The sequence below is a fragment of the bacterium genome, from assembly GCA_021372535.1.
Taxonomy (GTDB): Bacteria; Latescibacterota; Latescibacteria; order Latescibacterales; family Latescibacteraceae; genus JAFGMP01.
Window position 1 is genome coordinate 1 of the sequence record JAJFUH010000220.1, and the last position, 12556, is coordinate 12556.

Consider the following 12556-nt stretch of genomic DNA (forward strand, 5'->3'; position numbering starts at 1 on the left):
CGACCGTGAAATGGACATGCTCATGTCGAGCGGGGAACAGATATCGATGGCGGTGCTTTCGATGGCGATACAGGCGATGGGATACGATGCCATTTCGCTTACCGGACCGCAGGCCGAGATTATCACCGATTCTTCCCACCGTCGGGCCCGTATCACGGATATCAAGGCTACCCGTGTCAAGGAGGAACTGGAAAAGGGCCGGATAGTTATTGTCGCGGGATTCCAGGGTATCGGAGATGACAACGAGATCACCACGCTCGGCAGGGGAGGCTCGGACACCACCGCTGTTGCACTGGCGTATGCGCTCAAAGCGGAAATCTGTGAAATTTACACGGATGTGGATGGCGTTTATACCGCTGACCCCCGAATCGTACCCAATGCACGGAAACTCGATATCATATGTTATGAGGCCATGCTGGAACTGGCAAGCATGGGAGCAAAAGTACTCCAGACACGGTCTGTCGAGCTTGCAAATAAATACGGCGTCAGGCTTTTGGTGGCTCTTGCCCACGATGAAATTCCTGGTACTATAATAAAGGAGGAGGATAGTTCAATGGAACAGGTGCTTGTACGGGGTATAGCACACAACCTTGATGAAGCCAAGTTCACCGTATGGCACGTTCCGGATAAGCCGGGTGTCGCCGCCGGAATTTTTACAATGCTGGCGGAAAAGGGTATCAATGTTGACATGATTATTCAAAATATCGGCGCCGACGGGTTTACCGATCTGTCGTTCACCGTATCCACCGAGGATATCGAAAAGACCAATGCGCTGGCTGAACTGATAAAAAACAGCATCGGAGCGGAAGAGGTCACCTGCAATGAAGATATCGCCAAAATCAGCGTAGTCGGTGTCGGAATGCGCTCTCATGCAGGAGTTGCAATGAAGTTGTTCCAGGCGCTCGCCGATCATGATATCAACATCGAAATGATCAGCACATCGGAAATCAAGATATCGGTTGTTGTCTCCAAAGACAGGGCAGGAGATGCCGTACGGGCCCTCCACGACGCATTCGAGCTCGGGGGATAATCCGCACTCATCACCGGCCGGCTGCCGGAGTGAAAACCTGTGAAAGTGCCGCTTCAGGTTTATTCATAAACGGGGCCGGTTCCGCAAAAATCTTTTATCCTTTAGAAATGTGGTGAAAGTGTACCGTGACCATGGATAAAAGTTGTCAAAGGTCGGCACAGAGTACCGATTTACATGCACTTGACATTAAACGGATGACATATTTCGTTATCGGGCTCATGAAAAAGACACTTTTTCATCGCCCTCTCAATAGAGCACAGTGAAACACAGGAGTACACAGAATGGGATTTAATGTATGTGTGGCCGGCGCCACGGGGAATGTTGGCCGCACGATGCTGAAGATACTGGAGGAACGGAACTTCCCGGTTGACAGGATTCGTCTGCTGGCGTCATCGAGAAGTGTGGGTAAAACCCTGTCATTCAGGGGCAACGATATCGAGGTCGAGGAGCTTGCGCTCGATTCATTCGAGAAGGGCGAGCTCGTGCTGAGCTCTCCGGGAGGCTCGGTGTCGAAGTGGTACGTTCCCTCGGCGATAAAAGCCGGAGCGCTCATCATCGACAATACGAGCGCTTTCAGGATGGACAAGGATGTTCCCCTCGTGGTTCCGGAAGTCAATCCGCACGAGGCATTCAAACATCACGGAATTATCGCAAATCCCAACTGTTCGACGATACAGATGGTGGTTGTGCTGAAGCCGCTCCATGATGTCGCACGGATACTGCGGATTGTGGTTTCGACCTATCAGGCTGTCTCCGGCGCCGGTATTGCAGCGATAAAAGAGCTCGAAAACCAGTCGAGAGCTGTTCTTGACGGCGTGGCTCCCGAACGTTCGGTTTTTCCTCACAGGATCGCGTTTAACTGTATTCCCCAGATTCCTCAGAAAAACGCCTTCGGTAGTAACTTTTACTCCGAAGAAGAAATGAAGATGGTCAACGAGACCAGAAAGATCATGATGGACCCGACGATAGCGGTCACCGCAACAACTGTTCGCGTGCCTGTTTTTACGGGCCATTCGGAGTCCGTTAATATCGAAACCGAACGCAAGCTCACGAGGAACGAGGCGATAGCGATCCTTAAAAAAGCGCCGGGTGTCACCGTAATGGATGATCCGGTCAATCAGGTATACCCGCTTGCATGTGAAGCGGAAGGCAAGGATGCGACTTTCGTAGGGAGAATCCGGGAGGATATCTCCCACGAGCGTGCGCTCGATATGTGGATTGTTTCCGATAACCTGCGGAAAGGCGCCGCTCTCAATGCAGTCCAGATAGCCGAATTATTTATTTCATAAACATCCCGGGTGCAATAAAAGCACCCGGTTTTTTTAAGCGTAACTCTTAAATATTTTTTGTTGCCCTTTTAATCCGGATGTATCTATTTATCAGAAAACAGCCATGTCCCGTGTCAGCAAAAAACCCTGGTATGAGGATTATTTCGGACCCGATTATCTCCTTATCGATATACAGGAGCATACCGCCCGTGAGGTCGAGTTTCTCTGTGAGGTCTTGAACCTTGGCCGGAGAACACGTCTTCTGGATGCCGGCTGCGGATATGGCCGTCATCTCCTGCCGCTTGCGGGACGCGGCATTCCCGTAGTGGGCTGTGATTTATCCGAATACATGCTCCGGGAATTGAAACGCCGTTTCAGGAAGGCTGTGGGGGAAACGGACAAACATGAACGGAACAATCTGAAAGCATGGATGACGGGCGGACCCCGTCTCGTCCGCTGTGACACCAGAGCGCTGCCGTTCCGTCATGAATTCGACTGCATTATCAATATGTTCAATTCTTTCGGATATTTTAAAGAGGAGCGCGACAATTATACCATGCTGGCCTCGATTGCCGAAGCGCTCAAGCCGGGGGGTCTGTTTCTCATCGATCTCGTCAACCGTGACTTCGTATTACGGTTCAATACGCGGAAAGAGTGGTTTGAGCACGGTGATGCGGTCATTCTTGAGAACAAGTGGTTCGATCCGGTGCTGAATCGTTCCGAAATTGATGTGACAGTTATTGACAAACACAGGAAAAGAAGTTATCATCACTCCATACGTCTCTATTCATATACGGAACTCGCAATGCTCCTTGAGGCAGCCGGATTCAGAATAAAAGCTGTTTTTGGCGGATTTAACGGGGAGCAGTTTGATATTAATCACGACCGTATGCTGATACTTGCCCAAACTCTCGAAGGGGAGGCTGCATGAGGGTAACATTCTGGGGAACACGAGGCTCGCTCCCGACACCGATGGATACAGCGGAGTTCAGAATAAAAGCAAAACGCCTGCTCATGAACGCCCGTGATATCGACCTCAGTGATGAAATGGCTGTTGATGAATATCTCGACAACAGTGCTCTTCCCCATGCAATGACCTTCGGCGGAAACACGCCCTGTATCGAGGTTACCGAGGGTGACGAGCACCTCATATTCGACTGCGGCTCGGGAATGAGAGTTCTCGGCCACAGCATGATGAAAAGCGGTTTTACCCCTGGCAGCCGTATCGACATTTTCCAGACGCATACCCACTGGGATCACATCATGGGATTCCCCTTTTTCGCTCCGGCTTTAGCAGGCCGCGCCGATATCCATATCTATGGTGTGCATCCCGGCCTCAAGGAGCGTTTCGGGCAGCAGATGGATCGTATCCATTTTCCCATAACGATGGATGAGATGAGCTCCTCCGTCACGTTTCATCAGCTTTCGAGCGGCGAGAAAGTGACCGTGGGCGCATTCACCGTCTCCAACAAAGGGCTTCATCACCCCGGCGGCTCGTATGCATACCGTATTAATGCGGGGAACAGGTGCCTGGTTTTCGCCACGGACGGCGAATACAACGACCCCAACAATGAGGGATTGGACGGATATGTTGACTTTTTCAGAGACTCCGATGTGCTGATTTTCGATGCGATGTATGCAACGCTCGAACAGACCGTTGAAAAAGAGAATTACGGTCACTCGACCGCGGTTATCGGAGTCGATCTGGCTCTGAGCGCCTCGGTCGGTAAGCTCGTCCTCTTTCACCACGACCCCGAAAGCAACGATACACAGATTGCCAAATCCTACCTCGATGCCCGGAAATACCTCAAGAATCGTGAGCATGAATTCCCCGGCAACGGGCTGTCGATTGTCACATCGTACGACGGTCTCGTGCTCGATGTCTAATCTGTTTTCCGTTCCGGCGCGTTAAAAAACTCCGTATAATCATAACCCGTGTGATCGTAATTGAGGTGAAAGTTCACCCAGCCGGATGTTTTCTGGAGTTTCCAGTCGCGCGGGCCGATGATGGTTGTGCGGAGGCCTTCCAGCTCGTTGTAGGCTTTCGCCCTCGTGTACACACGGTTCCAGACACAGGGACGGTCGGGGTAGACCTCGCATGCATCGAGCCTCGACCCGCCGCAGGGGCCATTCCGCTCCTGCTTTGGGCACTGGGACTGCGGACAGAGGAACTGGAGTTCGGGGAGGGCGCAGTCGCCGCAGTCACGGCAGTCGAACAGAGCGATTTTCGTTATCCATTCTGCCAGATGTGAAAGGAAACCGAGCGGTTTGACCCGGTCGAGCACCCGTGAGACTGCGCGCATGAGACCGCTCAATCCGCCGGTTTTGGTGAACAGGAGCTTGTGGAGCATGCGCATGACCAGATAGACCGGCCAGCCGCTCCTGAGTTTTCCCGTCGCTTTTGAACGCGCAGTGGCGCCGGTTTTTCCGAGGTAGAAAGAGCCTCCGGGTGCGAATGCGAGTTTTTCGGCGCACTCCTCCCACTGCGGTTTCAGTTCGTTCGCCCGGCCGAGGATGGTTTCGACCATGTCGAACTTGAGGATCATCGCCTCGATGTGAGCCCCGCGGTATCCGAGACCCATGAGCACCGCCACGTGCATCGCAGCTCGTTCGAGCGAGGCGGCGCGGCCCTTGTCGCTCTCTTCGGCCTCTTTACAGATGACATTCCAGAACTCGTCCGTGATGAAAGAGCCGGGAATCTCGCCGCGGTGCATGGCTCCGGCAGCACCCTTTCTGAGAATGAACACACTGCCGAGGACGGGCAGTTTGATGTTGTGCGTTTCACGGTACGATTTCAGGTCCCGGAGCTTGGCCGCATCGAATCCGAGCTGGGTAACGAAATAGCGGGCACCGGCACGGGCTTTCATCTCCATTTTGTAAAACTGGAGCAGAATCCCCGGCTCGGTGAACTTGAACGGAGACACAACGGCGCCGTGGAAAAAGTCCGTTCTGGGACACTCTTCGAGCGAGCGGTCGGGGAATGCAACACGCCAGCCCTTGTTCATGAGGGTGAGCATTGTCAGAATGTGGATGGGATCGTTATCGAACACCGGCATGGGAAGACCGGCCTGACCCAGAGCCTGGTAGTCGCCGCTCATGACGAGCACGTTCCTGATACCCATGCGGTCGAGGGCGAGCGCTCTCGACTCGACCAAGTTGCGGTTCATGTCTTTGGCGCTGAAGTGGACGATAACCGGAATGCCGGTCTTTTCGATCTCCGCAGCAAGGAAATCAGGAAAGATGGCTGGTGCCCCGCCGGGATTATCGGTGAGGGTCAGGGCATGCACGAGCCCCGATTCATGGCATTTCCCTGCAAATGCGATTATTTCATCGAGCTTTTTGTCGCGCGATACCCTGCCGGGAATATGTTCGCAGGTTATGACAAACGTGTCCGTGTTTTCAATGAGGTGCTGAAATGTGTTGGTTGTGTCTGCCATCCGTAAACCTCATGATGATGTACGGTGAATGTATTCGAGTATCGAAGTAAAATACATTTTTCTGACCAGTTGTTCAATAAAAAACGGCGGCTCAACCCAAAGGGCAGAAACCGCCGTATAAGAAAACTGTATACCCCTTCCACTTTTTATCATTTACAGACACGGAAAATAACCCGATCTCCATTCGCCGGATGAAAGGGGGAAACAGTTATGCAGATGTAAAACCTCCCGTGAACCGGGCAGTCAGTCTGAATTAATCAGCGGTATTTTACAGCTGCTGGGCGCCCATTTTTTTCGCGGCTTCCTCCGGTGTCATGCCTGATTTGATGAGCTCGCGGATACTCGTCTCAAAATCTCTCCGGGCTTCGAGCTTGACAATCACTTCCTCGGCAACGGCTTTCGGCACGACAATGACGCCGTCGCTGTCCCCGACTATCACATCCATCGGCTCGATTTTTACTCCGTTGATCAGAATGGGGAGATGCCAGCCGCGGAGACGGTTGTTGCCGTAAGCGTCAACGGGACTCGAAAACTTGCAGAACACGGGGAAATCCATGAGTTTCACGAAACCGGTATCCTTTGCGCCGCCGTCAATGACCGATGCTCTCACGCCATTCCGCATCATGGCATTCGTATTGAGCTCACCAAGATAACCGGCCTCCGGGTCTCCTCCGGTATCGACAACGAGAATGGCATTCCTGAAGTATGAGCTGAGCATCTTCTCGGCGGGTAAAGTTCGTTCGTCCGGGCTCGGGTCCTTAAGCCACTGGATTGTGAAAGCAAATCCCGCGACTACGCTTCGGCCCATTTCCTTCGTTCTGCACTTGATTTCGGGACCAAGCCACATGGCTGGCAGCCCGAGATTTCCTTTGAGAGATTTATTGCTCAAAACATCGTGAATTGCCGCAACATAACATTTTTCATAACGTTCGATCAACTCGTCGGGATCGATTGAATAGGGGTAGGGGATTTCACGTTTGGAAATGATTTCGTCTTCTCTGCCCATGTTCGACACCTGTCACCTTTCTTAGTTTAAAACATACATTTACAACAAAAAATAATTACATATGAAACATATAATAATCCATATATTTTCCATACCATAATAAAAAACCTTTGGAACCCAAAAGCAAGCTTAAAAATCCGGATAAGAATACCGTCTGCAGGATAATACTTTCGTCAGTCAGCACGTTGTGCCGATTTACATGTCTTTGACAGCTATACAAGAGCTTTTTTTATCATCGGACGGCCTGATATCCCGGCAGTTTTTCCCAATATTTCCGTCTGCCCTGCATTTTTAATGCTCATGAACATCCAACATCCTTGACAGGAAGCATTTACACGTGTACTTTACTGATAGTGCGGGTTTGTGGAACAATGACAGATCACCCATAAACGAAAGACTGACGCCATGGCTTCGAAAAAAGAAAATTTCGTGACGTATCTTGCGTACATTCTGATATGTCTGGGTACTATTGTTGTTGTTATTCTTCTGGACCGGCTTGAGTTTTTTGCAAAAACGGAATACACCACCTATGACATGCGATTCCGTATACGGGGAATCGAGGACTATACCGATAAAGTTGTCATTGTCGGCATCGATCCCCAGACGCTCGATCTTCTGGGACTCATCGGTGTGCCTCCCCGCAACTATCACGTGAAACTGATCGAGAACCTCTATAATGCCGGCGCGAAGGCGGTACTGTTCGATATTCTGTTTCTCACCTATACGGGGAAAAAGACTACCGATAACTATACCATGAGTCTCGAAGCGGCACCGTCCGCCGTTGACTCGATGCTTATGGACGCCCTGTTCATGTACCCCAATACCATAATTGCGCGCAAGCAGAAGGTGAAAACCGGGAAAGCCACTACCACTTCGGTCGGCGAACCTCCCCTTCCGATCGAGATGTTTCAGTTTCCGCGGCAGCTGGCATTTGTCGACATGGTGCTCGATTCGGACAAGTTCGTACGGCGCGCCCAGCTCCTGCAGGATGACACCGATCCGAAGATGGAATGGCAGTATTCCTTCGCCCTCAAAGCCGCCATGTTCGCCATGGATGCCGACACAGCATGGATCGACACCGATAAACATCTCGTCCATGTCGGCGACAGAATCATTCCCCTCGACAGTGGCAATTCCATGTACATAAACTATTGTATGGATGAACAGAATTACGCCAACAGTAACGGATATATTTCGTACGAACAGGTGCTCGACAATGAGAGCGATACGGGTATTAAAGCGCTTATGCAATCCGGGGTGTTCCAAGATAAGGTCGTCCTCGTGGGCGCCAATTTCCCCGAATCGAAGGACTGGGAATCAACCCCGTTTTACCTGGGCACAAAACTGTTCAGCTCATCCGAGCTTCCCATGTACGGTGTCCATATTCACAAGAACATCGCCTCGACGATTATCGACAACCGTTTTCTTATACCGCTCAAGTACTGGCAGAGTGTGCTTCTTATCATAATCATGGCAATTATCACCGCGTTTATAAACTTTCGTTTCAGAGGATTCACCGCGCTGTTTCTCTCCCTCCTGCTCATCATTCTTTTTTCCGGAGCAGCCTTATTGCTCTTTATTTTCAACAGGCTCATTATTCCCATCGTGGCGCCTTCCTTTGCCACGGTGGTTCTCATGTACCTGAGCGCCGTGACATACAACTTCCTGACAGAGCGCCGCCAGAAAGCCATGATCCGCGGCGCATTTGCCCATTACGTTCCCGGAAAGGTTGTCAGCGAGCTCCTGAAAGACCCGGGCATGCTCACGCTCGGAGGCGAGGAACGGATCATGACGGTTATTTTCAGTGATGTGGCCGGATTCACCACCATATCGGAAAGTCTTACCCCGACACAGCTCGTCGAGCTTCTCAACGAATATCTCACCGCGATGACCGATATCGTTCTGCAGTACGACGGCATCATAGACAAGTATGAGGGCGACGCCATCATGGCAGAGTTCGGGGCGCCGCTCCCCGACGATGATCATGCGGTCAAGGCGTGTTTTGCCGCCATCGAGATGCAGAAGAAGCTTGTCGAAATGCGTAAAAAACTGAAAGAGGAAGGGCGGGCTGAACTCCGTGCCCGTGTCGGTATCAATTCGGGAGTGATGGTTGTCGGGAACATGGGTTCGCGTGAGATTTTCGATTATACCGTCATGGGCGATAACGTCAACCTGAGCTCACGGCTCGAGGGGGCGAACAAGGTGTACAGCACCTATATAATGTGCAGCGAAGCGACACGAAAGATGGCAGAAAACGAAATTATAACCCGCGAGCTCGATCTCATCCGGGTAAAAGGAAAAACCGAGGGAGTCAAAGTCCACGAGATTATCGCCAGAAAATCCGAAGGGATCGATGAAACGAAACAGCGGGTGATCGATGCCTATAACAGCGGAATCGTTGCCTACAAAGAGCGCCGGTGGCAGGATGGCATCAACCTCTTTAAAGAAGCTCTTGCCGTCGATTCCGAGGACGGGCCCTCAAAAGTATATCTCGAACGGTGCACCGAATATCTCGATAATCCTCCTGCGGACGACTGGGACGGTATCTTCACCATGAGGACAAAATAATGATCATGTCGGGGCTTGTAACACTCACCACGGATTTTGGAACGAGAGACCCTTATGCGGGTATCATGAAGGGAGTGCTGTACAGCTCGAATCCGAATGTCACCGTCATCGATATTACCCACGATATCGCTCCTCACGATATCATCGATGCTGCATTTACACTCGCACGGGTGTTCGAATACTTTCCTGCGGGCACCGTGCATGTGGCCGTTGTCGATCCCGAGGTCGGTGGTCAGCGGAAGAATGTCGCGCTGAAAACCGACCGTTCTATTTTCATCGGCCCCGATAATGGGATTTTCGCCATGGTTCTCGAAAAAACGAAACCGAACGAAATCCGGGAAATCACTAACCCGCCCTTTATACTCGATAAAATATCGAGTACCTTTCACGGCCGTGATGTCTATGCACCGTGCGCCGGGCACCTGTCTTCGGGAAAGAATTTCGGCGATGTCGGGCCGGTTGTCGAACGGCTCAAAAAGCTGGATTTTCCGGAAATCACCTACAAAGGCAATGTGCTTATCGGCGAGGTTATTGCCATCGACTCGTTCGGAAACCTTATCACCAATATTTCCCGGCATTCGTTCAAATCGTTCATCGGCAGACAGAACGCTGAGATTTTTTTCGGCCCGGAACGTTTCCAGAAAATCATGGACCACTACAGCGAGGTTCCGAAAGGTTCGCCGCTCGCCCTCTTCGGTTCATCGGGTCACCTCGAGATATCGATGAACGAAGGAAACGCCGCATCGTACTTCATGACGGCAAAGGGATGCAAGGTCAGCGTGAGGAAATCGTGATGGAATGGTACAAGCGGTGGTTCGGCGAGGAATATCTCCTTGTCTACGAACACCGTGACATCCGTGAAGCCGAACAGGAAATTGCTTTAATCCGTAAAATTCTCGATCTCGGGGAGAACGATCTGATTCTCGACCTCTGCTGCGGTCCGGGACGGCATGATGTGCCGCTTGTCCTTTCGGGGTGCCGTGTTATCGGGCTGGACTATTCCATGCCGCTCCTCAGAATCGCCGTGGATGGCAGGCCGCCGGACAGTGAATATCCCCTCTATGTCTGCGCCGATGCCCGGAACATACCTTTCCGCGGGGAGTCGTTCGATGTCGTGCTCAATCTCTTCACATCGTTCGGCTATTTTGCCGACGAAGAAAACGCGGAATTTATCCGGTCCATGGAGCGGATACTCAAGCCCGGCGGGCGGTATCTCATTGACTATCTCAATCCTCCACAGGTAATTTCGGGACTTGTCGGGGAATCGGTACGGGAAAAGGAAGGGATGAGAATCACCGAGAAACGGCGGATCGATAAGGCATCGCGGCGGATCGAGAAGACCATTGTTCTCTGCTGTGATGAACATACGCAGGAATTCAGGGAATCCGTCCGGCTCTATGACCCCGATGAACTGCTCGGCCTGTTACGCGATGCGGGGCTTACCATTTTGGGCATTCTGGGCTCGGTAAATGGCGAACCGTACTGCGAAACATCTCCGCGAATGATTATTCACGGCCTCAAACAGCGGGGATTCCAATGATCAAAGCGGTCGATGCGGTTACCTTCTTTCCCCGGACACCACCGCCCGCCGTCATTCCCTCCGATGCGGATGCGCCCGGCTGGGAAACCCTCGTGCGCCGGGTAAACACCATCGACCAGTCCCGTTATCCCCTCGATGAGGTCAAAGCGATTCTCCGCAGGGAGAATGAGCGCATCGGCGCGGACAGCTCAACGCTCGGGGCTGTCGACTCGATCGGCAGCGGAACGGTATTCGTTGCTGCGGGACAGCAGGCAGGATTGTTCGGCGGTCCGCTCTATACGCTCTACAAGGCGCTCCATGCGGTGTGTCTTTCGTCACGTCTTTCAGACGCCACCGGCAGGCGGGTTCTTCCCCTTTTCTGGATAGCCTCGGACGACCACGATTTCGAAGAGGTCAGGAGTATCGGCCTGAGAACACCGGACGGCAGCGTGCTCCGCGCCGAATATACGCCTTCCCCGTATCGCGAAGGCATGCCGGTCGGCGAGATTACCATCGACGAAGGCATCGAGAGCGCCATCAGTCTCCTTGCCGGAACGCTGCCGCCTGGCGACCGTGCAGACCGTTACCTTGAGATTATCCGTTCATCATGGAGGCCGGGAGTTTTGTGGAGCGACGCTTTTGCGGCGCAGATGGCGCGGATGTGCGCATCATCCGGTCTCATTCTCGTCGATCCCCGGTGGAAGGGCGTCAAAGAGCTTTTCGGGAATATCATGGCCGCCGAGATCGACAACCCCCGTGTATCGGCATCGCTTGTCAACGAAGAAGCCGGAAAGATCGAAAGCTCCCGTAACCGCAGAAAGGCTCTCCGCAAGCCCGAGGGTTCGACCAACCTGTTCATGGAGCTCGAAGGCATACGCCATCCGCTGTTCCATGACGGGACGAATTTCCGTGCGGGAGAGCGAATTTTTTCGACTGCGGAGCTCCATGAGATACTCAAATCGGCACCGGGAAGGTTCAGCCCCGGAGCAGCACTGCGGCCGGTATGCCAGGATGCGGTATTTCCGGTTGCGGCGCTCATAGGCGGCCCGGGAGAACGTCGATATCTTGAACAGACCGCCCCGCTCTATGAATTTTTCGGGGTGGACGGCTCGATTGTCTGGCCGAGAGCGTCGTTCACCCTGGTCGACCGGCGTGTCGAGCGGATTTCGCAGAAGGAAGGGATTCCCCTGGCGCTCCTGTTCGAAGACATTGACCGTATACGGTCGGAATATGCCTCGGAACGTTTCCCCGAAAAGATACAGAAACGATTCGACGATCTCGACCGCTCAATTGCGGAGGGTTTCTCCGGTCTGGGTCAGAGCCTGGGAGTACTCGACCGGACGCTTATCGAATCGGTGGAAAAGGAAAAGGGGAAAGTGCTCCATATTCTCGATGGTCTCAGGGAGCGCGCACTGCGTGCCCACAAGGCCTCGGCGGCTGTAAGCGAAAAGCGGTTTGCCGCTGCGGTATATGCTCTCCAGCCCGGTGGAAAGTCGCAGGAACGCTGGTTCGGAAGCGATGCCGCGTTCATGATGCTCGGTGAGGACGGGATTTGTGAGCTGATGAATCTTACCAGTCCCGGCGAGGAACATCACCGGCTTGTGTTTCCCGAGGATTCCGGGGATTCGTGAGACAGGAATAAATGGAACGCGGATTTGCGCGGATTGGGCTGATTTACGCGGATAAAAAATGCAGAATTTTTAAGGGTGATATTTTTGAATTATCCGG

General features: G+C 52.6%; 10 protein-coding genes. 8 read left to right on the plus strand and 2 right to left on the minus strand.

Annotated features, from left to right (window positions below):
• From LLG96_19120 to LLG96_19135, 4 genes are all read left to right on the plus strand, one after another.
• On the plus strand, window positions 1-1030 hold a 1030-nt coding region (locus tag LLG96_19120), incomplete at its 5' end, for an aspartate kinase (protein MCE5252317.1).
• Between the two features lie 281 nt (window positions 1031-1311).
• The gene (locus LLG96_19125; protein ID MCE5252318.1) at window positions 1312-2319 is read left to right on the plus strand and encodes an aspartate-semialdehyde dehydrogenase; all 1008 of its coding nucleotides are present in this window, start codon (window positions 1312-1314) and stop codon (window positions 2317-2319) included.
• Window positions 2320-2422: 103 nt separating this feature from the next.
• Entirely contained in the window at window positions 2423-3229 is an 807-nt protein-coding gene (locus LLG96_19130; protein ID MCE5252319.1) for a methyltransferase domain-containing protein, read from the plus strand.
• Window positions 3226-4185 (plus strand): MBL fold metallo-hydrolase, encoded by a 960-nt coding sequence (locus tag LLG96_19135; GenBank protein MCE5252320.1) that lies wholly within the window; start codon window positions 3226-3228, stop codon window positions 4183-4185. The genes LLG96_19130 and LLG96_19135 overlap by 4 nt, the downstream gene beginning before the upstream one ends.
• Here LLG96_19135 and LLG96_19140 read toward each other — a convergent pair.
• Together LLG96_19140 and LLG96_19145 are read right to left on the minus strand one after the other, a co-directional pair.
• Window positions 4182-5735 (minus strand): methylenetetrahydrofolate reductase C-terminal domain-containing protein, encoded by a 1554-nt coding sequence (locus LLG96_19140; GenBank protein MCE5252321.1) that lies wholly within the window; start codon window positions 5733-5735, stop codon window positions 4182-4184. The genes LLG96_19135 and LLG96_19140 overlap by 4 nt on opposite strands.
• A 268-nt stretch (window positions 5736-6003) precedes the next feature.
• Complete coding sequence (locus tag LLG96_19145; protein MCE5252322.1) at window positions 6004-6741, minus strand: hypothetical protein; 738 nt, start codon at window positions 6739-6741, stop codon at window positions 6004-6006.
• Window positions 6742-7146: 405 nt separating this feature from the next.
• Between LLG96_19145 and LLG96_19150 the strand changes: the two genes are divergently transcribed.
• Genes LLG96_19150 through bshC form a run of 4 tightly spaced genes read left to right on the plus strand, consistent with a single transcriptional unit; the run spans window position 7147 to window position 12459 of the window.
• Window positions 7147-9309 (plus strand): adenylate/guanylate cyclase domain-containing protein, encoded by a 2163-nt coding sequence (locus LLG96_19150; protein MCE5252323.1) that lies wholly within the window; start codon window positions 7147-7149, stop codon window positions 9307-9309.
• Between the two features lie 5 nt (window positions 9310-9314).
• Window positions 9315-10103, plus strand: coding sequence for an SAM-dependent chlorinase/fluorinase (locus LLG96_19155; GenBank protein MCE5252324.1), 789 nt, complete (start codon window positions 9315-9317; stop codon window positions 10101-10103).
• Complete coding sequence (locus LLG96_19160) at window positions 10103-10849, plus strand: class I SAM-dependent methyltransferase (protein MCE5252325.1); 747 nt, start codon at window positions 10103-10105, stop codon at window positions 10847-10849. Before LLG96_19155 ends, LLG96_19160 begins: the two co-directional genes overlap by 1 nt.
• Window positions 10846-12459 (plus strand): bacillithiol biosynthesis cysteine-adding enzyme BshC, encoded by a 1614-nt coding sequence (gene bshC / locus LLG96_19165; protein ID MCE5252326.1) that lies wholly within the window; start codon window positions 10846-10848, stop codon window positions 12457-12459. The genes LLG96_19160 and bshC overlap by 4 nt, the downstream gene beginning before the upstream one ends.
• Window positions 12460-12556 lie beyond the last annotated feature (97 nt).

Bases quoted from the DNA above. Each gene is read 5' to 3' on its own strand.
- LLG96_19125 (MCE5252318.1), top strand. From the start codon at position 1,312: ATGGGATTTAATGTATGTGTGGCCGGCGCCACGGGGAATGTTGGCCGC.
- LLG96_19130 (MCE5252319.1), top strand. From the start codon at position 2,423: ATGTCCCGTGTCAGCAAAAAACCCTGGTATGAGGATTATTTCGGACCC.
- LLG96_19135 (MCE5252320.1), top strand. From the start codon at position 3,226: ATGAGGGTAACATTCTGGGGAACACGAGGCTCGCTCCCGACACCGATG.
- LLG96_19140 (MCE5252321.1), bottom strand. From the start codon at position 5,735: ATGGCAGACACAACCAACACATTTCAGCACCTCATTGAAAACACGGAC.
- LLG96_19145 (MCE5252322.1), bottom strand. From the start codon at position 6,741: ATGGGCAGAGAAGACGAAATCATTTCCAAACGTGAAATCCCCTACCCC.
- LLG96_19150 (MCE5252323.1), top strand. From the start codon at position 7,147: ATGGCTTCGAAAAAAGAAAATTTCGTGACGTATCTTGCGTACATTCTG.
- LLG96_19155 (MCE5252324.1), top strand. From the start codon at position 9,315: ATGTCGGGGCTTGTAACACTCACCACGGATTTTGGAACGAGAGACCCT.
- LLG96_19160 (MCE5252325.1), top strand. From the start codon at position 10,103: ATGGAATGGTACAAGCGGTGGTTCGGCGAGGAATATCTCCTTGTCTAC.
- bshC (MCE5252326.1), top strand. From the start codon at position 10,846: ATGATCAAAGCGGTCGATGCGGTTACCTTCTTTCCCCGGACACCACCG.